The following is a 26164-nucleotide window of genomic DNA, read 5'->3' as shown; positions in this document are numbered from 1 at the left end:
GGTCGTCACCGGCCGGTCTCCGTCATCAATGCGCGGGCCTCTGCCACCGGGTCGGCGGGGGCGCTGGCCTTATAGGGGCGGGGATCGGCGACCCAGGCCTTTTCCCAGTCGAGCAGCTTCGCGGTAAAGGCCGCATCGTCGACCGGCCGCTTGGCGAGCGCCGCGGCACGCGCTTCGGTCAGGTAGGCGGTCCAGCGCGGCAGGTAATAATCGGCATACATGCCCGCCCAGGCCTTGGACGCATAGTCGCCCAGATGCCCGCGCCCGCCCCAGATCGTCACCTGCGCCTTGGCATTCTGCGCATAGGCGGTCTTCTCGGCGGGCGTGTCGCCATAGCCGCGCGCATCGGCGATCCAGTTGGCCAGGCTTTCCTGCTGCCCGCCGATCAGATGATCGATGGCGAGCGCCAGCGCCTTCATCTGCGCCGTTTCCCGATCTCCGGCGGCGACATCGCCCCGCTGATAGGCGGCGACGGCGGCCTTGACCGTGTCGTCGAGCGACAGGCTGGCGGCGTGGCGGGTCAGATCGACCAGATCGTAGCGATAGAGCGGGCTCTTGCCATAAGCGGGGGCGAGCTTGAGCATCGCCGCGATCCCGGCGCGCAGCTTCGCGCGGTCGCCGGGCTCGGCGGGATAGGTCGGCGCATCGGCCGCCGGTCGCTTGAAGAACAGATAGGCGCCCGCGCGCTCGTTCCACCAGCGCGGGGTCCAGTAACGCACGTCATAGGCGCCCGCGATCACATCCTGCCACGCCGCGACCATCGCCGGGTCGCTCCGGCCGTAACGCGCGGCGGTATAGCGGCTCAGCCAAGGTGCCATCGCCATGTCGCCGCCGCCGGGCCAGGCCACGTCATAGGCATAGTCATAGACCAGGCTGTTGCTGTGCAGCCCCTCCGGGAACAGGCCGAACCCGCGGACATTCCCGCGCGCGTCGTCGGCGAACAGCGCGGCCACGTCGCGGCGGTAGAAATCGGGCGCGCCATAGACCGGGTTGCTGCCGCCATAATTATGGACATAGCCATAGACCCAGCTCTTGCCGTCGAACCCGCCCGTCGTCTTCCAGATGCCGGGATAGCGGTCGTTGCCGATGTCGAGGATCAGCATCTTCCGGTCCGGCACGTCGCGGAGGAAGGCGGCGATGGCATCGGGCGTCCAGAATTTCTTGTCCGCGCCGAACAGCCAGCCCTGCATCACCCAGGTTGCATCGGGCCGCGCCGCCGCGATCGCGGCGTAGAGCCGCTGGCCATAGGCGGCCAGCCGCGCGTCGCGGACCTCGCGGGGCAGCGCCGCCGCCTTGGTCGCGGCATCCAGTGCGGGCGTGTTGGCGGTCGCGTCGCCATAAGCGGCGTTCGCGGTGTCGCTGCCGTCCTCGGCGATCGGCGGCACCATCTCGTTAAAGGCATCGGCGAGGTAATATTGCCCTGGCCCATATTCGGCGGTGTAGAGGTCCAGGAACCGCTTGGCGAGCGGCGCGAACAGCGGGTCGGACGGGTCGAGCCAATAGGTGCCCTCGAACCCCTCCCAGGACCGCATCTTGTAGATGCGCGCCTTGGGATGCGCCTCGGCAAAGGCCTTGGGCACGTAACCGGCGAAGGCGGGGAGGATCGGCGTCATGCCCAGTTCGCGCATCCGCGCCAGGATGCGCTTTTGCAGATCGCGCTTCTTGTCGATCCACCCGGTCGGCAGCGGCGCGCGATAGCCCTCGATATTGCCCATGCGCTGCCAGGGCAGGAAGGCCGGGCCGGAGAAATGCTGCGCCAGTTGCGCCTCGCTCAGGCCTTGTTCGCGCCAGAGCTGGCGCCAGACATAATCCTGCCCCTCCATGGCCAGCGGCATGTCGACGCCGTGGACCGCCATCGCGTCGATCTCGCGCTCCCATCGCGGCCAGCCCCACCAGGGGGTGGTGTAGCCATAGGTGCAGGTGTTCAGATAGGCGCGAAAGCCGAAGGGAGAGGCGACCCAGCCGCTGTCACCGGGGGTCAGGCGGGTCATCGGGCCGACGCGATTGCCCTCCCAGCTGACCGACAGCCGTCCTTGCGCGGTCAGGGCCGCCGCCGCGCCGCGCACCGCCGCGACCGGCGAGGATGCCTCGACCCGCAGCCGGTCGTGATCGATCCGGACGCGGTAGCGGGGATCGGGCGAAGGCTGGATCGCCACCGAAAGCTGACGCTCGGGCACGCCGAGCCGCCGGAGCGCGTCGCGCGCGGCCTGCCCGCCATCGCCCTGCGCATGGGCCATCGAGGCGGTGAGCAACAGGGTGCCGATCAGGCCGAGCGTCTTGGGGAAAGTCATCACGAAGGTCTTGTTCCCGGCAAAGGGCGGAAAGGGAAGGGCGGATCGACCCGTGCGGCCGTCCGCCCTTCAGGGGGGAGATCAGAACCTCGTCGATGCCGACAGATAGAAGGTGCGCCCCGTCCGGCTGGCGAGCTGGAAGGTGTTCGCATTCGTCTGATAGGCGTCTTCATGGGTGTTGTTCAGATTGATGATGCCGCCCGTGAAGCTGAGATAGCTGGTCGGATTGAAGCCCAGCGCCAGGTCCATCTGGGTGCGCGGGCGCACGACATGGGTCAGGCCGCTATTGACGAAGAAGCTCGACGCCGCATCCTGCACATAGGAGCTGCGGTGGTTGACCGACAGCCGCACGCTGAACATTTCGTTTTCCCAATAGGGCGTCAGGTTCCAGGTCAGCTTCGACAGGTCGCGCAGGTTGAACCCGGTGCCGATCGCGCTGGCATCCGTGTCGACCACCGTCACGTTGCCGACCGCGCCGAAGCCCTTAACGGGAAGGATCGCGTCGAAATTCTGCGACGCGCCCAGTTCCAGGCCCTTGATATGGATGACCCGGTCGTCGTTCAGCACCCGGCTGAAGCTATAGTCGGTCTTGAGGTCGGCCGACTGGCAGTCGCTGACCACGCCGTTCAGCGCCACGCCGTCATAGGAGGACGGGCAGTAGAATTGGGTGAAGGTGCCGTTCTTCACCGCCTTATAGAAACCGGCGAGCGTGATCGAATTGCCCTTGCCGTGATAATATTCCAGGCTGAGGTCCAGCTGGTTGGCGGTCAGCGGCTTCAGGCGGCTCTCGCCCTGCGCCACCGAGACGCTGGGGCGCAGGCTGGTGGTCACGCGGGTGATGGTGTCGGCCATCTGCGTCTGGCTGTTGAGCAGCGGGCGGACCAGCACCTTGGCCGCCGCGATGCGCGCGACCAGATGCGGCGTCACGTCCAGCGCGAAGCTGGCGCTGGGCAGGACATTGCCATAATCCTGCATGACATGCTGCTGGCCGAGCAGGGTGGCGTCGCTGCCGGTGCCGTTGGTCAGGCTGCTGGTGACGTTCTGGTGGGTATGTTCGTAACGGACGCCGACATTGCCGCGCACCGGCAGGTCGAACAGCGTGCCGTCGATATTGGCCATGGCATAGAGTGCCGGGATATAGCGGTCGACCTTGTAGGTGTTGGGCCAGTCGGGCGTGTCGGGCACGGTGATGCCCTTGTCGCGCAGGATCTGCTGCCACAGCGGCGCATTGACCGACAGGAAGCTGTGCGGGATCGCCATCGACCCGCCCAGAAAGTCGTTCACCAGCACGCCCGTCTTCGACAGGTCGGGAATCCAGGCATATTCGGGATAGGTCACCGGATCGCTGACATCGGCGTCGCGGTCGTGGCGATAGGCCTTGGTGTCGAAGCTCTCGTGATGATATTTCGCGCCGACGACCAGCGCCTTGATCCCGTGCCAGTCGAGATCCTGGGTCAGGTCGGTCTGCACCGCGCGGTCGCGCGCCGACTGGATATGCGTCGCGCCGTCGACAAAGGCGTACCAGGTGCGGTTGCCCATGTTGTAGATCGAGCCGTCGGTCAGGCTGGCGGTGTTCCACTTGACGTTGAACGGATCGGAAATGTCGAGCGTCCCGCCATTCGCGAAGCGCACCTCGTCGATCGTCGCCCATTCGTACAGCTTGGCATCGCCCTGGGTATAATGGCCGATCGCGCGGATATGGGTGGTGTCGGTCGGGCTCCAGCTGACCGTGCCGGTATAGGCCTGGGTCTGGAGCTTGCGCAGTTCGGGCTGGTCGTTGTTGTCGACGTTGAAACTGCCGATCGAGATGTTGTTCGCGACGCCGTTGGCCGAGCTGTTGACCGTCACCGCCGAGGCGGCCCAGCGGCCGAAGACCATCTGGCGGGTGTCGTAACGGGTATGGTCGCGCGAATATTCGCCCTGGAGCAGCACCTCGAAATTGTCCTGCGGCTTCCACTGGATCGCGCCGCTGCCCATAAGCTGCTCGGTGTCGCGTTCGATCCGGCGATAGCGCAGATTGCCCGGCACCTGCACGTCCGACGCGCCCGCCACGGCGCCCGGCTGATACCAGTTCTTGATGAACAGATAGTCGCCGCGATCCTTCAGCTTCTGATAGCCGACGTCCAGCATGACGCCGATCGTGTCATTGGCGAACCGCTTGATATAGGCGGCGTTGACCTTGGGCGTGACGTCGCCGCGATAGTCGGAATAATAGCCCTTCACGCCTGCGATGAAGCTGGGGCCCTTATAGGCGAGCGGCTTGACCGTATCGATATTGACCGTGCCCGCCAGGCCGCCCGTGTCCATGTCGGCGGTCGGCGACTTGATGACCTGGATCGCGCTCGCCAGGTCGGTCTGGATGATATCGTAGCGGAAGCCGTCCTTGAAGTCGGCGCTGGCGAAGGTCTGGCCGTTGATCGTGGTGCGCGCATATTGCGGACCCAGGCCACGGATGCTGATCGTCGAGCCGCGTCCGTTGATGTTGGACATCTGGACGCCGGCGATACGCTGGATCGCTTCGGTGATGTTCTGGGCGGGGAACTTGCCGATATCCTCCGACGAGATGCCGTCGGTGATGCGGATGTCGTTGCGCTTGGCGGCCAGCGCGGAGGCGATGCTCTGGCGATAGCCGGTGACGGTGATCTCGTCCTGCCCGCCATCCCCGGCAGTATCGGCCTGGGCGGCGGTCTGGCCTGCCCCGGCGGCGGCGGCGGTCGAGATGCTGGCATTGGCGGCGGCGGGGCCGCTCGTCTGCGCCAGGGCGGGCGCGGCGATCATCGCCGAGGCCAGCCCGGCGGCGGTGAACGCGGTCGTCTGGAGCAGGCGTTTGCGGCCCGGACGCGACACGCCGTTACGCGGTGACGTAATCATACATTTTCCCTCCTCTGATCCCGACGCGCGCTCGTCGTGCCGGGCTTCCCCGAGACTGTGCCGGAAAGGGCATCGGCAATCGGCGGGAGGCAGGAGGCGTCATCGACCGGAACGCGAGAAGCGTTCACGAACCGGGGTCGACGGTCTCATCTGCTGCGCTGGGACGCGAAGCCTGTCCGGTGTCCATCGTCGCGTCCGTCGTCCGGCCTATGGGCCGTGTACGGCGAATCGCGGCATTGGACCGAAAATGTCTTCCTGCATCACGTTCTTGTAATCTTATGGTCTTATCGGTGACATGGAATGGTCATGCCTGTCAACATGGTGACAACCGGTTTCGCCCCAAAATCGGCATGGGGCATGGCCGACCGGGGATTGTGGTTATATTACAGAGGGATGGTGTCATGAATTTTTCGTCATGCTCCCTGGGCGGACGGCGTCGGCGTTGTTCGTAGCCTGTCCCGAAAAGCGCGCGGGGTGTCGGAGCGAGCCGGGCGGCCCATCGAGTCTAAATTGGTACTGCCATCGCTGGCTTGGCCAATTGGCCTGTCCGGCCATGGAGAAGGGAGGGCGACCGGATCAGTCGCCCCCTCGCGCCATCGCTTCGCGCCCCAGCGCATCAGATCGCGCCCCGTCGAGACGAGGCAGAGGTCGGCGACCGCAAAGCCGAGGCCCAGGCGCGGCCAGCCATGCGCCAGCAGGACCAGCGGCCATGCGATCGCCGCGAGGATCAGCAGGATGCCGAGCGGCCGCGTCACCCGGTTCCACCATCGGCGCGGTTCGATCTCCTGCTCCCAGATGATGACGCTGCCATCGGGCTGGCGGCAGATACCGCGTACTTCCCGCCCGGGATCGCTGCTGACGAAATTACCGGGCGGGTCCCAGGTCACTTCAGGCTGGCCCCGACCAGGACGAGGAGGATGCCGGGATCGATCTTTGCGGGATCGATATAGAAGCTGGTCGACATGGGGTCGTTCGCGAGGACCACGACGTCTTCGAAGCCCAGCTTCCGGCATTTTTCGGGATCGACGCGGGTATAGCAGCGCAGACGCTCACCTGCGGTCGTCAGGCGGACCGCGATGGTCGGTTGTCCCTTGATGCACATGCGCAGATCCGGAATCTCGGTGAAATAGAGTTTCAGACCGGTCGGGGAGGCATCGATCAACGTATTGATGAATTGGCTTCCCGCCGGGCTCAACCTGTTGCGGAATGTAAGCTCGCTCAAACTCAGTCCTTCCTCTTCTGCGATTTCAAGCGTTTCGGCATCGGACGTATCGAGATAGGCCTCGACGACGCCGGCGGGGGCCGGGGCATGCTCTGCGTTGCGCTGTTCGAATTCAGCGCGCTGGAAGGCGGCAAGCTCCTGCGGCAACGCCGCCGCCATCGCCGCTTCGACCTCGGCCTCGCCGATAAGGTCGCGCTGGGTGCCGAGCGCGATGGCCGCATTGCAGATCGGCCGGAACCTGTTCACCAACAGCGTCTCGGCGGGGCGCAGCCATTGTTCGCGCGCCCATGCGCCGCGCTCGCGTCCCTCCGCGCCAGCCAGCCGCTCCGGCCATCCTGCCGCGACGGGCTGGAACAGACAGGTGATGCGGTCGAGCATGTCATCCTCATGGCCCGGCCCGAACACGTCCCAGTGGCGTGCGGCGAAGACGGCCTTTTGCGCGGTGCAATGCGCTCCGCTGAGCAGCGGATGCGCGGGCAGCGCGGCAAGGTCGGTCGCGCGCCCGTCTGGCAGGCAGGCGGCCAGCGCCTCGGTGACCGGATCGCCCGCCTGCGTGTCGAGCAGTCGGCGCAGCGATGCGCGGCTGAAGCTGATGCGCGGCGATCGCATCGTCTGCCCGACGACGTGCAGCACCCAGCGATGAAGGACGGAATAGTCCGCGCCCGCCTGTTCGCCGACGTGCAGCCCGATGTAGAAGAGCGCCCCGTCGAGGAACAGGGCATAGAGCCCCGGCCCGCACAGATCGTCCGGGATGCGATCGACCGTGACGTCGGCGATCTGGTTCGCCCAGTCCGGCTTGCCGTCCGGCGGCGTGACGGTTCGCAATTGCATGAGCTGTGATGCGCGATAGATGGGCATTGCGGTTCCTTGCCAGTGACCGCGCGGTCATCGGCGCAAGGGACGGGCACGGCCTATCCGGGAAATACCCCGATAGCCGCTGGCGAACCGATCCGGCTAAGGAGTCGGTGATGATCCCGGTCCGCGCTTTCCTGTCGTCCCTGCTCCGTTCGGTGCGCCCCCGCCGCGCCGACCTGCCATGGATCGCGGGCTATGCGGTCGCGTTCCTGGTGTCGCACCATGTCGCCGCGATGTGGGGCGGGCAGGGCTTTTACTCGCTGCTCTATCCGGCCGCGGGTCTTCGGATCGCGTTGCTGTGGAGCCGGGGACCGCGCCTGACCCCCGCGATCGCCATGGCCGAACTGGTCGTTCAGACGGCCAACGGCGTGATCGTGCCGGGCGCGCCGGGCTGGATCATGGCGATGATCGGCGTCGCGCGACCGCCGCTGACCTATGGCGCGGTGGTGTGGGCGGTCCGGCGACTGGCGCCGCATCTGCGATCGACCCTCGGCGTCGCGCCGATGCCGCTCGCCATCGGATCGGTCGCGGCCCCGGTCGCGGCGTCGCTGGCGTCGCTGCCCTGGGCGTTGTGGCATCCCGAACTGACCGGGGCGGACGGCGCGTCGCGCCTCGTCGCGTCGCTGACCAACTTCATGGTCGGCGACCTGCTGGGGGTCATGCTGGTGGCACCGCCGCTGCTCTGGGCGGTGCAGGGCGCGCCCGGATGGCGACGGGTGGCGCGGATCGATCGGGGGCGGATGCTGGCGCTGGGCGAGGCGGCGCTGGTGCTCGGCACGGCGATGGCGCTGGCGGTGCTGCTGGCGGCGGTCGGGCTGGGCACGCCGGTAACGCCGGGGCTGCTGGCGGTGGCCTGGATCGGGCTGCGCTTCGGCCGGACGGCGGGCTGGTGCGCGGTGCTCGTCGTCGCGGCGATCACCCTGCCGTTCACCACCGGCCCGCTGCCGCTGGCCGAGCGGCTCGCGCTGCACATGAGCTTGGCGTCGGTGGTCGTGGTCGGCTATCTCGCGGGCAGCTTTTCGGACGCACAGGCCAAGGCGCAGGTCGATCTGGCCCGGCGCGACCGGATGCTGTTCCAGGCCGAGCGGCTGAAGACGCTGCGCGCCATGTCGGTCGCGGTCATCCACGAGATCAGCCAGCCCCTGTCCACGATCGCCATCGAGGCGAGCCATTTGCGGGTGATCGCGGCCGATGCCGATTCCGAAATCGCCGAGGCCGCCGCGCTGATCGACCGCAAGGCGGCGACCCTGTCGCAGCTGGTGCGCCGCCTGCGCCGCTTTGGCGGGCGCGCGGTGGACGAACCCAGCGCGCTGCCGGTCGCCGCGCTGATCGATATGGTCGCCGCGCTGGTCGGGCCGGAGGCGAAGGCGGCGCGGACCGTGCTGACCATCGATCCGATCGATCCGAACCTGTTCGTGCTGGGGCAGGAGATCGAATTGTCGCAGGCCATGGTGAACCTCGTCCGCAATGCCTTGCAGGCTTGCGATGGTTCGGTGGGGATCGCGGCGGCCCGAGAGGGGGACATGGTCCGGATCGGCATCCGCAATCGCTGCGCACCGGACCAGGCGATGCGGCCGGGCATGGGGGTCGGCGGGCTGGTGGCGCGCGCCATCGTCGAGGCGCATGGCGGGACGCTGACCCGGCAAGCCAATGCGGCGGGGGATGTCTGCGCCACGCTCACCCTGCCGCTCGCGGGGGCGGGGCAATGAGCGAGGGGGGGCCGGACACCACGCGCTCGATCGTCTATATCGTCGATGACGACCGCGACCTGGGGGCGGCGGTCGCGCGGCTGCTGGTCCGCCATGGCCATGCCGCCGAACCGTTTCTCGACCCCGCTATCCTGTTGTCGGCCTATGCCGACGCGCCCGCGCACTGTGTCGTGACCGACATCATGATGGGTGATCTTGACGGTTTCGGTTTCGCCGACCGGGTGCGCGAGATCGATCCGGCGGTCGCGATCGTGTTTATGACGGCATGGCCGACCACCGCCAATGCGGTCGACTCGGTGCGGCGCTATGGCGGGCTCGACTATCTCGAAAAGCCATTCGACGAGCGCCGCCTGATCGCGGCGGTGGCCGAGGGTGTCGCCTGGTCGCGACATCAGCGCGCCGTTCGCGCGCGCACCGCCGCGCTGACCGCGCGCGAACGGCAGGTCTTCGACCTGGTGGTGCTGGGCCATAGCAGCAAGGTGGTGGCGCACCTCCTGGGGCTCAGCATCAAGACGGTCGAGGATCACCGCGCCGCGATCATGGCCAAGACGGGGGCCAATGGCCTGGCCCAGCTGATCGCGCTCGCCCGCTAATGCCTCTCCCGCAAGATCCAGGAGGAACGATGCCGACCCTGCCCAGTCCCGAGGAGGCGCGGATGGATGCCGTGATCCTGGCGATGCTCGACCGCGAGCGCGAACTCTATCCCTCGCAGATGTTCGCCGTCCTGCGGCGCGACCATGGCGACCTTCCGCTGCTGCGGACCCGCGCGGTGCTGGCGCGCCTGTTCGCGGAGCGGCGCGTGGCCCGGTTGTGGCAACGCTATCTGCTACCCCGCGACATAGAGGCCGTCCGCGCCGACTGGCTGGCCAGGATCGATCGCCACGCCGCGCTGCTCGATGCCATGGAGGATGACGAGGCGTCGGATGATGCGCGCGACATGCTCCGCCGCTGGACCGGATGGGGCGTGGAGGGCTGCGACTTTGCCTCGTGATCGCATGGCGATGACGCCCGCCCGGCTGGCCGCCTTCGAGCGTTGCCCGCGCCTGTTGTGGCTGATGCGGTTTCGCCCCGATGCGGCGTCGGTCGAGGAGAATGCCGAGGCCGATGCCCGCCGCGCCGCCGCGCAGGCGGTCAAGGCCGAGGCGCAGCGGCAATGTCCCGGCGCGACGGCGATCGACCATGGTCGGGGCTGGCCCGCCGCAGTCGCCGCGACACGCGCCGCCCTGGCCGAGCGGCGCCCCGTCCTGAACGCCGCGTTCGAGCGCGACGGGCTCTGCGCGACGATCGCCATCGCCATGCCCGCGAGCGACGACCGCTGGCGCCTGATCGACGTGCGCAGCGCGACCAAGGCCAAGCCCGAGCATCTGGGCACCGTCGCGACCCAGTGCTGGGCGGCCGAGGGGAACGGGCTGACGATCGCCTCGGCGGCGGTCCGTCACCTCGACCGGGAATTCGACCTGCCGCCGGGCGGCGACCTTTCGGGCGTCTTTGCGGAAGCCGATGTGACCGATCGGATCGCCGGGATCGTTGCCGAGCGATCCGCGACCCTGGGCGGCGCGCGGGACGTGCTGGCGGGCGACGAACCGCAGACGTTGCCGGGCGATCAGTGCCGGGCGCCGCATCCGTGCGGCTTCCACGCGTATTGCGGTGCCGGCCTGCCGCCCGGCCCCGAATGGCCGGTGTCGATCCTGCCGCGAGGTGCGGGCAAGCGGTTCGCGGCACGTGGCCTTGAGGATCTGACGCGCGTGCCGGTGGACGAACTCCGGTCCGATACCGACCGCCGGATCCAGCGGGCGACGATGACGGGCGCCGTCGAGCATGATCCGGCGGGCGCGGCGGCGGCAACCCGCGACTGGGCCTATCCCCGCATCTGGCTCGATTTCGAAACCGTGTCGCGCGCGCTGCCGGTCTGGCCGGGCAGCCGTCCCTATGAACAGGTGCCGTTCCAGTTCGTCGCCGATATCGAGGAGGCCGATGGCCGCATCGCCCGCCGCGAATTCCTGTCGCTCGACGGCCTTGATCCGCGTCGTGTCTGTGCCGAGGCGCTGGCTGCGCTGCCCGCCACCGGCGCGGTGATCGCCTGGCATGCCAGTTTCGAGCGCGGGGTGATCGAACGGCTCGCGCTGGGCTTTCCCGATCTGGCGGCGCCGCTGACCAGCCTGGCGGACCGGATCGTCGACCTGCTGCCCGTCGCGCGCGATCACTGGTATCACCGCGACCAGCGCGGCAGCTGGTCGATCAAGGCGGTGCTGCCGACGATCGCGCCGCATCTCGACTATGCCGGGCTGGCGGTGAAGCAGGGCGGCGATGCGGTCGAAGCCTATCTGGAGGCCAGCGCGCCCGACTGCGCGCCGGGTCGCCGCCTGGCGCTCGACCAAGCCTTGCGGCTCTATTGCGGGCGGGATGTGGAGGCGATGCGGGTGATCCATCGTCGCCTGATCGAACCCGCGACCCCGACCGGCGGGGCGGCGGTCTGGGCGAAACCCGGGTCGGCATGCTAGGGCGCGCGCCATGTCGAAATCCCGAAACAATGCCGGTACGGTCGAAGTCGATGGCGCCCGATATGACTGGCACCTGCACAGCGAACCCCATCAGTCGGATGACGAGGGGTGGAAGGGCATGACGATCGGGCTGCTCCAGCACGATGCCAAGCGCGAAGCCCTGGTCGAATTCCCGCCGCCCAAGCGGCTGTTGAAGGGGTTGCCGCGCGGCCGCCTTCAACTCGACGATGCGACGATCATGCGCTGCGTCCGGGCGGCCCTGTCCGCGGGCTGGGAACCGACGTCGCGGGGGCGGCCGGTGGTAGTCGTGGTCGACTCCGACGGCAATTGATCCGGGGGCGGGGCGCGCCCGTCACGGGCTGGGCGGGGCGCTCTGCATCTCGAAGGTGAACCACGCCCCGTTGGCGTGATCGTATAGCTGCACCATCTGGTCGGCCACCTTGGCGGTGAAGTGGCTGGCGCTGCTCCTGTCATAGCCCCGCGCCGCGTCGTCCTCGACCTCCATATGGATCGCGGCGTCGGCGCCGGTGTCGCGCAGTTCGGGCAGGGTGCCGCCGAACTTCGCGTTGCGCTCTCCGTCATAGCCCTGAAGATGCCGCCCCCGCGCCTCCGCCGCGATCCGAAGATGCCGGGCCGTGGACTGGTCGTAGAGCCCGGCCACCTTGCGGCCGGTGACGAAGGCATGGACCGAGGCGGCGACGATCGCGCGGATATGGGGTTGCATGGCTTTGCCTGACACAAGCCATGGGCGGGATCAACACGGCATCGGCCCCTGGGCGGCCCGCCGCTATCCGGGCAGTGCGAAAATATGCTGTGTTAAGTCTTTGTCGGCGCGGCGTTTTGCCAAGGGTAGAGGCTGGCCCGCCGGGCTTATCTCCGTCGTGCAGCAATGGGCTGCACGACAGAGAGTATGATCCATGACCGCTTACGACATCAAACTGGCCGCCGACCGTCGCGATCGGCCAACCGCCACGGCCGCGGTGCCGACGGCCAGCGCCATGCTTCGCTTCGAGCAACTCGATACCCATTATGATCCGGACACACAGACCCTGTGGACCGATATGCGGGCGCGGACCCGGCCCAGCTTCAACCCCGATCTGCTGCAGGATTTCGTCCGGTGGCAGGACGACATCACCCAACTCGTCGATACGGGGGCGATGCCGATCCGCTATCTGGTGCTGGGTTCGCGCTTCCCCGGCGTCTTCTCGCTGGGCGGCGACCTGCATCTGTTCGCGCACGCCATCCGCACCCGCGACCATGCCGCGCTGGTCCGCTACGGCCATCGCTGCGTGCAGATCCTCTACCGCAACATGCGCGGGCTGGACCGGCCGATCGTCACCATCGCGCTGGCCGAAGGCGATGCGCTGGGCGGCGGGTTCGAGGCGCTCCTGTCCTTCCACGTCGTCATCGCCGAGCGCGGCGCGAGTTTCGGATTGCCCGAAACCATGTTCGGCCTGTTCCCCGGCATGGGGGCGCATTGCTTCCTGTCGCGGCGGCTGGGCGCGGCGCGGGCGGAGCAGATGATCCTCAGCGGCCGGACCTACAGCGCCGAGGAGCTGTACGAGATGGGGCTGGTCCATGGCCTGGCCGCGCCGGGCGAGGGGCGGCGGATGGTCGCCGACTATATCCGCCAGAACCAGAGGCGGCACAGCGCGCATTGCGCCATCTATGAGGCGTCGCGCGCGGTCAATCCATTGCCGCTCGAAGAGCTGGAGGCGGTGGTCGACCTGTGGGCGGATGCCGCACTCCGGCTGACCGAGGGCGATCTGAAACGGATGGAGCGGCTGGTCGCCGCGCAGACCCGCCTGCGGGACAAGGCGGCGCGCTGATCAACCGGCCTCGGGCAGGGGATGCTCCTGCCCGGGGTCATGCGCGCCGACCGTGCGGTCGGTGAACAGCCCGGCCATCTGCTCGGCGGTCATCGGCCGGGCCAGCAGGAAACCCTGCACCGCATCGCACCGCGTCCGGCGCAGCTGGTCGAGCTGGGCGGGCGTCTCCACCCCCTCGACCACGGTCCGCATCCCCAGCTTGGCGGCGAGATCGACGATCGTCTGGATGATCGCGATCGAGGCGGGATTATGTTCCAGGTCGACGACGAAGGACCGGTCGATCTTCAGCGTCTGGAACGGAAACTGGGTGAGGTAGCTGAGCGAGGAATAGCCCGTCCCGAAATCGTCCAGCGTGGTGCACACGTCGATCCGGTTGAGTTCGGTCAGCGCCGCCAGCGAGCGTTCGACATCGTCGAGCAGGACCGTCTCGGTCACCTCCAGCGTCAATCGCTTCGGGGGCAGGCCGCTGGTGCGGAGCGCGCTCACGACCGTGGCGGTCAGGTCGGGCGTGCGCAGCTGGACGGGCGACAGGTTGACCGCGACCGTGACCTCGGGCGGCCAAGCGCTGGCGGTGCGACAGGCCTGGTGCAGGACCCGGTCGCCGATCGCGACGATCAGGCCGTTCTCCTCGGCGATCGGGATGAACTCGCCCGGCGAGATCGGGCCGAATTCCGGGCTGTTCCACCGCAACAGCGCCTCGCAGGAGGTGATGCCGCCCTGCGCCAGCCCGTAGATCGGCTGGAAGAGCAGGTGGAACTCGCCCCGCTCCAGCGCGCCCTCCATCGCCGCGTCGAGCTGGCGACGGCGTTCGATCTTCTCGTCCATCAGCGGCTCATAGAGGTGGAAGCGCCCGCGCCCGCTCTCCTTGGCGCGGTACAGCGCCAGATCGGCATTCTTCAACAGGGTGTCCGCGTCGCAGCCATCGTCGGGCGCGACGGCCGCGCCGATCGAGGCGGAGCTGCGCAGCCTGTGGCCGCCGAACGGCACTGGCTGTCGCACCAGATCGAGGATCGTCGTGCCGATGCTCTCGGCCGTCTCGGTCTGGGCGATATGGCACAGCACCGCGAATTCGTCGCCGCCCAGCCGCGCGACGATGCCGCTGTCGCCGAACCGCGCATCCAGCCGCCGCGCGACCGCGACCAGCAACTCGTTGCCCGCCAGATGGCCGAAGGAATCATTCACCTCCTTGAACCGGTCGAGGTCGAGCCAGAGCAGCGCCAGCTTGCCGCCCGATGCGGACAGGCCGCCGAGCCGTTCTTCGAAATGCTCGCGAAAGGCGGTGCGGTTGGCCACGCCGGTCAGGTCGTCGCGCCGCGCCATGCGCGCATGATGTTCGGCCAGCGCGGCCTTTTCCTCGGAGGCGACGGTGGCGCGCAGGATCACGGCATAGGTCTGCTGGGTGATGTCCAGCATCGCGATGACGAACAGCAGGATGACCGCCGCCATCAGCGCCTTGAGCGGATGCAGCGGGATCAGCAGCCCCAGCGCCAGCGGCAGCGAGGCACAGCAGAGTTGCGATAGCGCGATCAGCGGCCGCCCGGCATTGCGCCCCGCAATTCCCGCCGCATAGCCGATCGCGGTCGTGACGGACAGGAGATGCAGGACGCCGTCCTCTGTCCGGGTCAGCGTCAGCAGCCCGAACAGACCCAGCAGCGCGGAATAGCTCAGGGCCCCCAGGCGATAGCCGCGTTCCTGCTCGCGCACCGTGATCGATCCGCGCGTCGACAGCGTGTCGATGATCCGGCCCAACCCGACCAGGCCGATGCCGATCGCACAGGCGATCAGCCAATGGTCGTCGCTATACCAGGCGACCACCGCCGCGATCGCGCTGCTGGTCAGCGCCCCGATGACCAAGGAGCGGGGAGACGCATAGAGCGAGTCCACCAACACGGCGCGAACCTGCGACGAGATTTGGTGATCGGCCTGCCGCAATCGCTTCATCCGGAGGATTATGCGTTTCATATCAATCTCCTGACCGGTGACTAACGCATCTTTTCCGGGTGTCGATAGGGCTTCGCTCCTCCCCTGTATCTGCGGATGCGGGCGACGGGGCGCCCGGTTCGCCGGAACGCCGTGGTCCCTATCGCGTCAGCCGGGCGGCCAGGGCCAGACCCGCCGCGATCTGGAACAGGCCATAGGCGCGCCGCCGCATCGGGTGCCCGGCGAAGGGGCGGACCATCCCGTCCACCGCGCCGACCCGCGACCGCCACAGCGCGACATGCCGTGTCGGCTGCAACAGGCCCAGCATTCCGTCGCCGATCATGAAGACCGCCGCCATCTCGCCTGCGCGGCGGATGCCGATCCGGCTTGTGCTGGGGTCGATCATGATGGCTCTCCAAAAAGGCCCCAACGCAGCAGATTGGGATCGGTACCATGACCGATCCGCCATCGGACATTTCGTGACGCGTATCGCATCGGCGGCGCCGCGCCTTTGATGAAAATCAATTTATCTTGGGACTTCAAGACCCTTGGCGCGTTGAGGCGCTTACAGAAACAAGGGGCAAGACGATGGCGCGAATATACCGGCTGGTCCTCGCATGGTGCGTGGCGATCCTGGGCGGCTTCTTTGCGGTGGCCGGGGGCGTGCTCGCATCGCTGGGCGGATCGCCCTATTATATGGTTGTCGGTGTCGCGATGGTCGCGAGCGGGGCGCTGCTCGGACGGGGGAGCCCGCTGGGCCGCTGGCTGTTCGTCGCCATCTGGGTCGGCACGCTGATCTGGTCGCTCTGGGAGGTGGGGCTGGACGGGCTCCAGCTCGTCCCGCGGCTGGTCGCACCGACCGTGCTGCTCGGCCTCGTACTGCTGACGGGGCTGCATGGTCGATCCTGGCGGTCGCGCGCGCGCGCGGTGCCCGCCCTGGCGGCGGGGCTGATCGCGCTGGGAATCGGCGCCTGGGGGCTGCGAGGGCAGGGCGTCGAGGCGCAGCAGGCGCCGACCGGCGTCGCGCTGCCCGCCGCGCCGACCGGGGAAGCGGATGGCGACTGGCGCGATTATGGCGGCACCCTGTCGGGGCGGCGTTACTCGGCGCTGGCGGACATCACGCCGCAGAATGTCGGGCGGCTCGAACTCGCCTGGACCCAGCGGACCGGCGACCTGCCGATGGCGGCGGAGAGCCAGGCGCACAAGCGCGAATATCATTCGGAAGCGACGCCGATCCATATCGGCGACACGCTCTATACCTGTACGCCGCATTCCTTCGTCCAGGCGATCGACGCGACGACCGGCAAGACGAAATGGAGCTGGCACGAGGACGCGCCGATCCAGGGCAACAACTATCTGGTGTGCCGTGGCGTCACCTATTTCGAGGCGCCTGCGGGGACGCCTTGCCCGCATCGCATCTTCGCGCCGACCTTCAACGCGCGGCTCGTCGCGCTCGATGCGGATACGGGGCGGCCCTGCACCGGCTTTGCGAACAACGGCGCGATCGACCTACGCACCAATATGGGCACGTCGCGGCCGTCCGACCAGATCGGCACGACGCCGCCGGTCGTGGTCAATGGCCGGCTGATCATCGGCGAGCGGATCATCGACAACGTCAATCGCGACATCCCCTCGGGCGTGGTGCGCGCCTATGATCCGGTATCGGGCGCACCGGTCTGGGCCTGGGACGTGGGCCGGTCGCAGGATGCGATCGCGCCGCTGCCCGAAGGCCAGACCTATACGCGCGGCACCCCCAATGTGTGGGGAGCGATCACCGCCGATGCGGCGAATGGCATCGTCTATCTGGGGACGGGCAATGCCTCGCCCGATTACTGGATCGGCTATCGCCGTCCGTTCGACGACCGGTTCGGCTCTTCGATCGTCGCGCTCGACATCGCCACCGGCAAGCTGCGCTGGACGCGGCAGCTGGTCCACCGCGACATGTGGGACATGGACCTGCCGATCGGTCCCTCGCTGTTCGACTATCGCGCGCCCGACGGCCGGGTGATCCCGGCGCTGATCCAGACGACCAAGATGGGGCAGGTCTATTTCCTCAACCGGCTGACCGGCGCCCCGATCGCGGCGATCACCGAAAAGCCGGTGCGCACCGACGGCGCGACGCCGGGCGTGCGGGTGTCGCCGACCCAGCCCTTCTCGACCGGGATGCCCAGCTTCACCCCGCCCGCGCCGACCGAGGTCGCGACCTGGGGCGCGACGCCGATCGACCAGCTCTTCTGCCGCATCGACATCCGCCGCGCGCAGGGGACGGGCATCTATCAGCCGATGGGCCTGCGGCCGATCATCGGCCACCCCGCCTTTGACGGCGTCACCGACTGGGGCGGGGCCGCTGTCGATCCGGTGCGGGGCATCATGACGGTCAACACGATGGAGATGCCGTTCAAGCTGTGGCTGATGCGCCGCGACGACTCGCGCGTCGCATCGCTGATGAAGCAGAAGCAGGGCGGCGAAAATGCCAGGCAGGCGCAACTCCAGACCCAGTACAACACCCCCTATGTCGCGGTGGTGAAGGCGTGGGTGGGAATCTTCGGTGCGCCCTGTGTCGCGCCGCCCTGGGGCCATCTGACCGCGGTCGATCTGGGCACCCGGCGCATCCTGTGGAAGAAGGTGCTGGGTACCGCACAGGATACCGGGCTGTTCGGATCGCATCTGGGCGTGCCGTTGAAGACCGGGGTGCCCAATCTGGGCGGCTCGATCATCACCGCGGGCGGGCTGGCGTTCATTGGCGCGACGACCGACCAGTATCTGCGCGCCTATGACCTGAACACCGGAAAGGTGGTGTGGCGGGCGCGGCTGCCCGCCGGGGCGCAGGCGACGCCGATGACCTATCGCGGGCGTGACGGCCGCCAATATGTCGTCATCACCGCCGGTGGCCATGGCGCGCTGGGCACGCGCTATGGCGACTATACGCTGGCCTATGCGCTGCCCAAGGCGAGTTAAGAAGGCCGGGCGGGCCGCTCTATCCGAACGCGCCGGTCAGCCTTTCCCAATTGCCATGCGCCAGCCCCCGCCGTGCCGCCTCGTCGAGCGGGACGGTATCGAGGAACCGGCGCGGGGCTCCGCCGGGCCGGTACTGATAGGGAAAGTCGGTCGAGAAGAGCAGCCGCTCCGGCCCGACGATCTCGAGGCAGCGTTGCAGATAGGTCTCGCTCCACATGCCGCTGCCGGTGACGTAGAGATTGCGCCGGGCATAGTCCGCCAGCGGGCGTTGCAGGGTCAGCGCGCGTTCGAAGACGGCGGCGGTCCGCTCCAGATAGAACAGCACCACCTCGCCCCAATGGCCCAGGATGATCTGGAGGTCGGGCAGCGCATCGAAGACGCCGGCCGCCGCCAGCCGGATCCATTGCAGCCCGGCCTCGTAATGCCAGCCCAGGCCGAAGGCGGCGAGCGCGAGGTCCGCCGTCTCGCCGATCCCCGAATAATTGGCCTGGCGCACCTCGGCCAGCGGCGTCTGCGGATGGATGAACAGCGGCACGCCGAGCGCCGCCGCGCGGGCCAGCAGCGGGCGGAAGTCGGGATGATCCAGATGGCGCTCGCGCGTCCGCCCGCACAACAGCGCGCCCTTCAGCCCCAGCTCGCGCACCGCGCGCTCCAGCTCGCGTGGCGCGGCGTCCGCGTCGGGCGTCGGCAGCGCGGCCAGCCCCTGGAAGCGGTCGGGATGCCGCGTGCAGGCCTCGGCGATCCGGTCGTTGACCCGCCGCGCCATGTCGACCGCGACGCCGGGCGCCAGATTGTGGAGCCCCGGCGTGGTGAGCGACAGGACCTGCACGTCGACGCCCTGCTCGTCCATCAGCGCGATCCGCGCCGCGCCCAGATCGGCCAGCCGCCGCCCATTGTCCCCGCCATCGGCAAAGGCCGAGACGGGGTCGTGCGGCGGCGGTGCCGCCTGCCACGCGTCGCGCACCTCCTGGGGAAGGATATGTTCCTCGATCGCAATCAGACGCATCGGCAGGTCCTTACGAAGAAGGCATTTATAGCCCTGCGCCCGGCGCGCGGGAAGCGCGGCGGCACGGGTCAGGCATCGCCCGCCTTGCGCTGGGCGGCGGCGCGTTCGGTCAGCGTCTTGAGCGTTTCGCCGAACCGGCCCTCACGTTCCGCCTGACGCAGGAACTGCACCTCGTCGACCAGGATCTCGGACGGGGTCGGGACTTGGGCGAACTGCGCGGCGACGGCATCGGCAAAGGCTTCCAGCGGCATATAGCCCGGACGCCTGGCCTGACCCGGCGTCAGGTCGGTCTGGACGCCCGGCGGGGCCAGCTCGATGACCTCGACCTTGCCCGCCAGCTGGGTGCGCAGCGAGACGGTGTAGGAATGGATCGCCGCCTTGGTCGCCGAATAGGTCGGCGTGGCCACCAGCGGCACGAAGGCCAGACCCGAGGTGACGTTGACGATCGCCGCATCGGGCTGGGCGACCAGATGGTCGATCAGCGCGTTGGTCAGCCGGATCGGGCCGAGCAGGTTGGTCGTCACCGTCGCCTCGGCATCGGACAGGTCGCGTCGGCCGGACAGGTCCTCGAACCGCATGATCCCGGCATTGTTGAACAGGATGTTCAGCGCAGGGAAGTCGGCGACGACCTGCCGCGCAAAGGCTTCTACGGCGGCATTGTCCTCGACGTCCAGGACGGCGGTATGGATACGCTCCCGCCCCGCCGCCGCGCGGTCCAGCGCGTCCTGCCGCCGCCCGGCGATGATGACGGTATCGCCGCGATCGTGGAACCGGTGCGCCAGCGCTTCGCCGATGCCGCTGCCGCCGCCGGTCATCAGGATCGTATTGCCGTTGGTCTTCATGGGGTTGCTCCTTCCCGCCGGGGCGGGATCATGGTCGGGTGAATCCTCGGCAGGGGAACTCGATACGATCCATGCCTGTTCCGGGGGCAGGGCGGGCGGTCTTGAGTCCGATCGCGGCTAAAGGCGGGGGTGACCAGCAGATGCGGCATGGCCAGCGCCGCGATCGCGGCGAACAGGCCGCGAATACCGCTCGCCTCGACATGCAGGAACAGCGTCACGACCAGCCCGGCGAGCAGCACCGCCGCGCCCAGGATCGGGCCCGTCCGGCGCAGATAGGCGCGGTGGCTGGCACAGCCCATCCGCCGTCGCCGCTCGTCGGTCTGCGGCAGCGCGTGGAGAAGGAGGAAGCCGACCGAAAACCCGACCAACGGCGGTAGGAGAAACAGCGCGGCGGTGGTGATCGCCAGCAGCGGATCGCGTCGCCGACCCGCGCGAAGGAACAGCAACCCGCCGGCGATGCCCCCTGCGGCGATCAGCGCGGCCAGGACGGGGGAGGGCACCGACATGCCGCCCGCCAGCGTCAGCAGCGCTTCATAGCCCTGGGGATGGAGCACCGCCGGTATCGCGATCAGCCCGATCCCGAGCGCCCCGCGCTGGAGCCGCGAAATGGCGGCGTCCTCTTCCGCCGCGAAATGCAGCGCGGAGGCGATCAGGAACAGCGGCAGCGCGATGGCGGGAAAGGCGCTCCACCAGGCCAGGCAGACCAGCGACACGCCGCCGTACAGCCCGAGGAAGGATCGTCGCCTTGAGGGGGGCACGACCGCCAGGTCGCTCGCTCCATGCGCCATGCCGATGACGCCGATCGCCAGGATCGCAAAGCCGAGTTGCACGCCCAGCGAACCGAAGGAGGCGGCCAGGGCCGCCCCCGCCAGCACACCCCGGCCGAGCGCCAGGGCAGGCCGCGTCACGCGCGCGCGTCGCGGTGGTCGGTCCCGGACCGCAGCGCGTCGTCCAGATTGCGGGCCGCGTAGAAGGCGTAGACGACCTTCGCGACGACATCCATGATCAGGATCGCCCAGACCGAGGTCGGGTCGGAAATGATCTTCAACCCCTCCGGCCCAATCAGGAAGACGATCGGATAGAGGAACCAGATCACCGTCAGGAACGCGACATTCTTGCGATAGGCGGCGCCCATCGCCGCGCCGCGTTCGACCGCCATGGCGCGCAGCGGCCCCCAGAGCAGATAGAGGACACCGGCAAAGGCGGCGCAGGACCAGAGATACCAGACCCATTTCAGCACCGGCACCATCGCCAGCGACGAGATCAGGCCGGTTGCGATCATCAGCACGTCGAGGACGATGATCGCGGTCAGATAGCCGCCGACTTCCCCCGTCCGCCCGCGATCATGAAAGGCCAGCAGCACCAGCCCCGCCAGCAGGATCGGCGTCGTCACCGACCAGTCGGCATAGCGCGCCAGATAGACCACCGATCCGTCGATATGGACCAGCGTACCGATCCCGAACGTCATGGCGAGATAGGCGGTGGCGGCGATGAAGGGCACCGTCGCGTGCAACATGGTGTGGTGCAGGGCGGGGGGCGTCTTGCTGCCCTTGGCATAGATGGCGAGCGAGCCCAGCGACATGATCGTAAAGCCGACCAGAAATGCGATCCATTCCATCGACCACTCTCCCGTTACGGGACGACGACAGGCCGACCCTGTGGACTTAACCGGGGTTTGGCGGTGTCGATCCGGCATGACGAAAATGTTAATCGGCGGCAGTCCCGCACTGGCTTGCGCGAGGATCGCGTCGCGCGCCCGAACCGGCGGTCGCCCCGGTCAGCTCCAGTGGCGCAAGGGGCCGGTGTCGACATGGACGAAGCCGTCATGCGGATAATAGCCGACCCCGCCGCCACGCAGCGACAGCGCCGCGTCGCGCAGCCGGTTGAGCGGCACGCCCGGAATGGCGATGTCGGTCGCCTTGCCCAGCATGTGCTGGCTCTTGCTGGCGACGCCGTGCGAGCGGGCATGCATCGCGCCGTTGGTCTTGGGGCTGCGATAGCCCGACACCAGCCGCAACGGCTTGTTCGGCGCGATGTCGAGCCGGTCGCGCAGATGGACCAGCAGGTCGAGCAGCCGGGGATCCATCGTCCGCGTCGCGCCGGTCCGCCAGTCGCGCATGGCATGGTTCAGCTCGGCCAGCCCGTCGGCGCGGTAGCGGCCATTGGCGAAGAAGCACACGTCGCAGCGTTCGCGGGTATTGGCGTTGACCAGCGCCAGCCGACGCTCCGGCGTGCGCGCCGACACGCGTTCCGACAGGGCCGCCATCACCAGCGCGGCGGTGCCGCCGCTCATCAGGTCTCGGCGTGAAAACAAGGAGTTGGACAAGGTTCGATTCCGTCGAAGAGGGATGGCCGCTTCTACCGCAACAGGGCTTAACACCGTCGCCCGGCCGCATGCCCCTTGTCGCACCGACGCCACCATTCGCCCGATCCGCAGGCTTGGGAGCCGCTTAGCTCCCCGTGCGTTTCAGGAGCGGAATGAGGGAGTTGCACGTGCATAAACGGATGGGGACGTCACTGGCATTGGGCCTGATACTGTCGGCATGCGGTGGCCAGGTCGCATCGGATCAGAATGCCTCCGCGCAGGCGGACCAACCGGCGGGCCCCGCGACCTGGAGCGACCGGACCCGGTCGCAGCTTCGTCAGGCGATCGAGGGACGCGTGGCGCATGGGCTCGACCACATGGCGTTCGATGCGACGGCCAGCGATGACGCCGCGCTCAACGAACAGGCGCTGCGCTATGCCGCGGCGCTGGCACGCGGCGCGACCGACCCAACCAAGCTGTACGAGGTCTATACCGTGCCCCGGCCCTCGCCCGACCTGAAAGCCGGGCTGGCCGCCGCGCTGCGTGCCGGTAACCTGACCCAGTGGCTCGACGGCCTTGCGCCGCAGGACGCCAACTACAAGCGCCTGTCCGACGCCTATGGGAAGCTGGTCCGCCAGCCGCAAAATCCCGACACCCGGATCGAGGGCAATGGCGAGGCTATCAAGCCCGGTGCGACCGATCCCCGCCTTCCGGCGATCGCGCGCGAGCTGGTCGTGCTCGACTATCTGGCGCCCGACGCCGCGCGGGGCGACAGCTATGCGCCCGCCATGGTCGATGCGGTACGCCGGATGCAGGCCGATTACGGGATGAAGCCCGACGGCATCATCGGCAGCGAGGCGCTCGCCATCCTCAACATGTCCGATGCGGACCGCGCGCGCGCGGTGGCGGTCGCGATGGAGCGGCTCCGCTGGCTGGAGCGCCGCCCGCCCGCGACCCGGATCGACGTCAACATCGCCGCCGCGCGCCTGACCTATTGGCGCGATGGCAAGATCGTCGATGCCCGCAAGGTGGTGGTCGGCGAGCCGGATACCGAGACGCCGCAGCTCGGATCGCCGATCTTCCGGCTGGTCGCCAACCCCACCTGGACGGTGCCCCGCTCGATCGAGAAAAAGGAGCTGGCGAAGAAGGGGCCCGGTTATCTCCGCGCGAACAACATGGTGTGGAAGGACGGCTGGATCGTCCAGCAGCCCGGACCCAAGAATTCACTGGGGCTGGTCAAGTTCGACATGCAGAACGACCATGCCATTTACCTGCACGACACCCCCGCCAAGGCGTTGTTCGGCATGGTCCAGCGACAGCGCAGCCATGGTTGCGTCCGGGTCGAGGACGCGCTGGGCTTTGCCGAGATGCTGGCCAGGGACGAGGGCGTGCTCGACGAATGGCACAAGGCGCGCGAGACCGGCAAGGAGACCTTCGTCAAGCTGCCGCACCAGATTCCCGTCCGGCTGCTCTATCAGACGGTCTTGTTCGACGATGATGGCGAACCGATCGTGCGCAACGATCCCTATGGCTGGGACGACCGGGTCGGTGCCGCGCTGGGCTTCAAGGCGGGCAAGGCCCTGCGGGTCCAGAGCGGCGCGGCCGATGTCGGTCCCTGATCGGGCCGACCGCGTCGCCGCAACTCTGATCCAGCGCCGCGAAATCGGGCTCGCCTGTTAGTGATAACGCGCTATGATTGCTCGACAATCACCGAACGGGTGGGAGAGGGGAGCGATGATGCGGTTCGATCGAGCATGGATGGCGCTGGCCGTCATGGCCACACCGGCGCTGGCGCAGGATTCCAAGGAACAGGCCCGCGTTATGGCGGGCGAGCCGGTGACCGCGCCGCAAAGGCTGCGGCTGGTCGATCTGCCCAAGGCGACGGGCAAGCGGGTCGCGCTGTTCGACGGACGCAGCCTGACGGGCTGGGCCCCCTGGCTGGGCTATGCCGATCCGTCGATCACCTATCGCGCCGACCCCGGTGCGCGCCCGATCGGCACGGGCCGCGATACCGGCGGCGACTTCGCGGTCCGGCAGGTGGACGGCGCACCGGCCATCTGGGTGAAGGGGCAGACCTGGGGCAGCCTGGTCCACCGCGCCGATCTGCGCGACTATCATCTGCGGTTGCAGTTCAAATGGGGCGCCAGGACCTGGGCCCCGCGCGCGGACCAGCCGCGCAACAACGGCCTTCTCTATCACAGCCATGGCGTGCCCGGCGAGGTGTTCGGCACCTGGCGACCCTCGGCCGAATTCGAGATCATGACCGGATCGACCGGCATGATCGTCGCGGTCGGGGGCAAGGTGCGCGGGCATACCGATGTCGCCTTCGACCCCAGGCTGATCGCGCCGCACCTGCGCTATCGCCTGGGCGGGCGGCAGGTTGATATCGTCAACGGGACGCCGACCTGGAATGTCGAGGCGGCGACCGATGCCGAGCGCCCGGTCGGTGCCTGGAACACGCTCGACCTCTATGTCGTCGGCGATCATGCGGTGCATGTGGTCAACGGCGTGCCGGTCGCCGAGGTGCGCGACCTGGCGACGATCGCCCCGGACGGCTCCCGCCAGCCGCTGACCCATGGCCATATCCAGCTTCAGTCCGAAGGCGCCGAAACCTGGTTCCGAGCGATCACGGTCGAACCGATCAGGACGCTGCCCCGGATCGTCGCGGCAAAGCCATAGGCAACAGCGGGGGCTAACCCCGCAAGCCAGGCAGATTGCCGAGGAAATTGGCGATTTCCCGGCGGCGCAGCCTTTCCTCGGCAAATTCCCCATCGACCCCCAGCCGCCAGCGCAGGGCGCGGCTGTCGGGGGCGTCGTGCAGCGCATCGATCTCGGCGGCGCGGGCCCGGACCTGGTCTTCCTGCTCGGCCAGCCCCGCCTCGACCAAGTCGGCCGCCTGCGCCGCGATCGCGATGGCGATCTCGCGCAGGGCGAGTTCGGGATGATATTGCACACCCCAGAAGACACCCCGGTCGAAGCGTATCTCGGCGGCCTGCACCCGGGTCACCGCATTGCTCGCCAGCAGCGTGGCGCAGGGCGGCAGCTCCAGCACCTCGTCGCCATGGACCGCCGGGGCGTCCCAGCTGGCCGGGCGGCCCACAAGCAGCGGATGCGTCCGCCCGGCCTGGGTGGCGCTGATCCGGCGGGCGATCCCCGCCTCCATCCGCTCGGGCATCTTGCGCACCCGCCCGCCCGCCGCGGCGACGGCGATCTGCAACCCCGCGCACGACCCGAAGGAGGGCACGCCCGCAGCAAAGACCCGCGTCATGAAGTCGAGCTGGCGGCGCACCTCGGGCCCGTCGTCATAGACGTGCATCGGCGATCCGGTCAGGAATATGGCATCGAACGCCGCCAGCCGCTCGACCGAGGGCATCGCCCCGTCGTCATCGGCGGGCGAGAGGATGCTGGTCTCGACCCCCGGCTGCATCTGCTTCAAGGTCGCGGCATAGGTTTCGCCCGAACTCTTGCCGGCCCGCTTCCGCCGTGCCTGGCGTTCGTCGGGCAATTCGCTCTGGGCAATCAGATAATGGGGCACATGCGGCTTTCGATGGTGAGCAGGGGTAACGCCCGGCCCACCGGGTGGCTGCGCAAATGGCTCATCCGGCGCGAAAATTCCGGTGGACCATCGGAAGGCCCGGATCGTTGAGCGGGGGATGGCCCCTGCCGCAGATTCCCAGACAGCCCGACCGGCACCATGGCGACCGCGCCGGTTGCTGGTCACCCGTTCCGCAATGACCTTCCCCCATGGCCGCGCCATAGCCGAGCGCGCCGCCGCGCTGGGGGTGACGGTCGAGGCCCTGTCGGGCGATCGCCTGTCGCTCGATCTGCCCGACGATCCGCGCCGCGCCTATGCCG

Annotated in this window: 23 protein-coding genes (1 of these 23 cut by a window edge); 10 read left to right on the top strand and 13 right to left on the bottom strand. The window is 68.3% G+C overall.

Annotated features, from left to right (window positions below; genetic code table 11):
• Window positions 1-5: 5 nt before the first annotated feature.
• The 4 genes from QE363_RS18505 to QE363_RS18490 all read right to left on the bottom strand — a co-directional run bounded on the left by QE363_RS18505 (window position 6) and on the right by QE363_RS18490 (window position 7242).
• Window positions 6-2291 (bottom strand): alpha-N-acetylglucosaminidase, encoded by a 2286-nt coding sequence (locus QE363_RS18505; protein ID WP_309698242.1) that lies wholly within the window; start codon window positions 2289-2291, stop codon window positions 6-8.
• 81 nt (window positions 2292-2372) lie between these two features.
• Window positions 2373-5162, bottom strand: a complete 2790-nt coding sequence (locus QE363_RS18500; protein ID WP_309697647.1) for a TonB-dependent receptor — start codon at window positions 5160-5162, stop codon at window positions 2373-2375.
• 413 nt (window positions 5163-5575) lie between these two features.
• Window positions 5576-6049 (bottom strand): hypothetical protein, encoded by a 474-nt coding sequence (locus QE363_RS18495; RefSeq protein WP_309697645.1) that lies wholly within the window; start codon window positions 6047-6049, stop codon window positions 5576-5578.
• Window positions 6046-7242 carry a hypothetical protein gene (locus QE363_RS18490; RefSeq protein WP_309697644.1) on the bottom strand — a complete coding sequence of 399 codons (1197 nt, stop codon included), beginning with the start codon at window positions 7240-7242 and terminating at the stop codon, window positions 6046-6048. The genes QE363_RS18495 and QE363_RS18490 overlap by 4 nt, the downstream gene beginning before the upstream one ends.
• A gap of 110 nt (window positions 7243-7352) precedes the next feature.
• On the opposite strand from QE363_RS18490, the gene QE363_RS18485 reads away from it, so the two are divergent.
• The 5 genes from QE363_RS18485 to QE363_RS18465 are packed head-to-tail and all read left to right on the top strand — an operon-like array spanning window position 7353 to window position 11780.
• On the top strand, window positions 7353-8948 hold the full coding sequence (locus tag QE363_RS18485; RefSeq protein WP_309697642.1) for an ATP-binding protein: 1596 nt from the start codon (window positions 7353-7355) through the stop codon (window positions 8946-8948).
• Window positions 8945-9541 (top strand): response regulator, encoded by a 597-nt coding sequence (locus tag QE363_RS18480; RefSeq protein ID WP_309697640.1) that lies wholly within the window; start codon window positions 8945-8947, stop codon window positions 9539-9541. The genes QE363_RS18485 and QE363_RS18480 overlap by 4 nt, the downstream gene beginning before the upstream one ends.
• 29 nt (window positions 9542-9570) lie before the next feature.
• Window positions 9571-9939: a hypothetical protein gene (locus QE363_RS18475; protein WP_309697638.1), complete on the top strand. Its 369-nt coding sequence runs from the start codon at window positions 9571-9573 to the stop codon at window positions 9937-9939.
• Between the two features lie 4 nt (window positions 9940-9943).
• Window positions 9944-11449 carry a DUF2779 domain-containing protein gene (locus QE363_RS18470; protein WP_309697635.1) on the top strand — a complete coding sequence of 502 codons (1506 nt, stop codon included), beginning with the start codon at window positions 9944-9946 and terminating at the stop codon, window positions 11447-11449.
• A gap of 10 nt (window positions 11450-11459) precedes the next feature.
• The gene (locus QE363_RS18465) at window positions 11460-11780 is read left to right on the top strand and encodes a hypothetical protein (protein ID WP_309697633.1); all 321 of its coding nucleotides are present in this window, start codon (window positions 11460-11462) and stop codon (window positions 11778-11780) included.
• Between the two features lie 21 nt (window positions 11781-11801).
• On the opposite strand, the gene QE363_RS18460 is transcribed toward QE363_RS18465, so the two are convergent.
• Window positions 11802-12173: a hypothetical protein gene (locus QE363_RS18460; protein WP_309697632.1), complete on the bottom strand. Its 372-nt coding sequence runs from the start codon at window positions 12171-12173 to the stop codon at window positions 11802-11804.
• 193 nt (window positions 12174-12366) lie between these two features.
• On the opposite strand from QE363_RS18460, the gene QE363_RS18455 reads away from it, so the two are divergent.
• Complete coding sequence (locus tag QE363_RS18455; RefSeq protein WP_309697630.1) at window positions 12367-13278, top strand: crotonase/enoyl-CoA hydratase family protein; 912 nt, start codon at window positions 12367-12369, stop codon at window positions 13276-13278.
• Here QE363_RS18455 and QE363_RS18450 read toward each other — a convergent pair whose 3' ends face one another.
• Window positions 13279-15240: an EAL domain-containing protein gene (locus tag QE363_RS18450; protein WP_309697628.1), complete on the bottom strand. Its 1962-nt coding sequence runs from the start codon at window positions 15238-15240 to the stop codon at window positions 13279-13281. It abuts the gene before it with no gap.
• A gap of 118 nt (window positions 15241-15358) precedes the next feature.
• Entirely contained in the window at window positions 15359-15604 is a 246-nt protein-coding gene (locus QE363_RS18445) for a hypothetical protein (protein ID WP_309697626.1), read from the bottom strand.
• A gap of 182 nt (window positions 15605-15786) precedes the next feature.
• Between QE363_RS18445 and QE363_RS18440 the strand changes: the two genes are divergently transcribed.
• Window positions 15787-18156 (top strand): membrane-bound PQQ-dependent dehydrogenase, glucose/quinate/shikimate family, encoded by a 2370-nt coding sequence (locus QE363_RS18440; protein WP_309697625.1) that lies wholly within the window; start codon window positions 15787-15789, stop codon window positions 18154-18156.
• A 19-nt stretch (window positions 18157-18175) separates the two neighbouring features.
• On the opposite strand, the gene QE363_RS18435 is transcribed toward QE363_RS18440, so the two are convergent.
• The 5 genes from QE363_RS18435 to QE363_RS18415 form a co-directional block, all read right to left on the bottom strand.
• Window positions 18176-19162, bottom strand: a complete 987-nt coding sequence (locus QE363_RS18435; protein WP_309697623.1) for an amidohydrolase family protein — start codon at window positions 19160-19162, stop codon at window positions 18176-18178.
• A gap of 68 nt (window positions 19163-19230) precedes the next feature.
• Window positions 19231-20004 carry an SDR family oxidoreductase gene (locus QE363_RS18430; protein ID WP_309697621.1) on the bottom strand — a complete coding sequence of 258 codons (774 nt, stop codon included), beginning with the start codon at window positions 20002-20004 and terminating at the stop codon, window positions 19231-19233.
• Window positions 20001-20912, bottom strand: a complete 912-nt coding sequence (locus tag QE363_RS18425) for a Brp/Blh family beta-carotene 15,15'-dioxygenase (RefSeq protein ID WP_309697619.1) — start codon at window positions 20910-20912, stop codon at window positions 20001-20003. The genes QE363_RS18430 and QE363_RS18425 overlap by 4 nt, the downstream gene beginning before the upstream one ends.
• A complete protein-coding gene (locus tag QE363_RS18420; RefSeq protein ID WP_309697616.1) occupies window positions 20909-21622 on the bottom strand; it encodes a bacteriorhodopsin in 714 nt (237 codons plus the stop codon). The genes QE363_RS18425 and QE363_RS18420 overlap by 4 nt, the downstream gene beginning before the upstream one ends.
• A gap of 159 nt (window positions 21623-21781) precedes the next feature.
• Window positions 21782-22297: a DUF882 domain-containing protein gene (locus QE363_RS18415; protein ID WP_373424649.1), complete on the bottom strand. Its 516-nt coding sequence runs from the start codon at window positions 22295-22297 to the stop codon at window positions 21782-21784.
• Window positions 22298-22497: 200 nt separating this feature from the next.
• Between QE363_RS18415 and QE363_RS18410 the strand changes: the two genes are divergently transcribed.
• The gene (locus tag QE363_RS18410) at window positions 22498-23928 is read left to right on the top strand and encodes a L,D-transpeptidase family protein (protein ID WP_309697614.1); all 1431 of its coding nucleotides are present in this window, start codon (window positions 22498-22500) and stop codon (window positions 23926-23928) included.
• A 115-nt stretch (window positions 23929-24043) separates the two neighbouring features.
• A complete protein-coding gene (locus QE363_RS18405) occupies window positions 24044-24988 on the top strand; it encodes a DUF1080 domain-containing protein (RefSeq protein ID WP_309697611.1) in 945 nt (314 codons plus the stop codon).
• Window positions 24989-25001: 13 nt separating this feature from the next.
• On the opposite strand, the gene QE363_RS18400 is transcribed toward QE363_RS18405, so the two are convergent.
• Window positions 25002-25844: a type 1 glutamine amidotransferase gene (locus QE363_RS18400; RefSeq protein ID WP_309697609.1), complete on the bottom strand. Its 843-nt coding sequence runs from the start codon at window positions 25842-25844 to the stop codon at window positions 25002-25004.
• 196 nt (window positions 25845-26040) lie between these two features.
• Here QE363_RS18400 and QE363_RS18395 point away from each other — a divergent pair, with 196 nt between their 5' ends.
• Window positions 26041-26164, top strand: partial view of a spore photoproduct lyase family protein gene (locus QE363_RS18395; protein ID WP_309697607.1) — the start only. It continues 887 nt past the right edge of the window; the window shows 124 of its 1011 coding nt (coding positions 1-124); it begins with the start codon at window positions 26041-26043; the stop codon falls past the right edge of the window.

This window comes from Sphingomonas sp. SORGH_AS_0870 (assembly GCF_031453175.1).
Taxonomy (GTDB): domain Bacteria; phylum Pseudomonadota; class Alphaproteobacteria; order Sphingomonadales; family Sphingomonadaceae; genus Sphingomonas.
The sequence above is the reverse complement of the archived record's forward strand: the minus strand, read 5'-3'. Positions and strand labels throughout refer to the sequence as shown.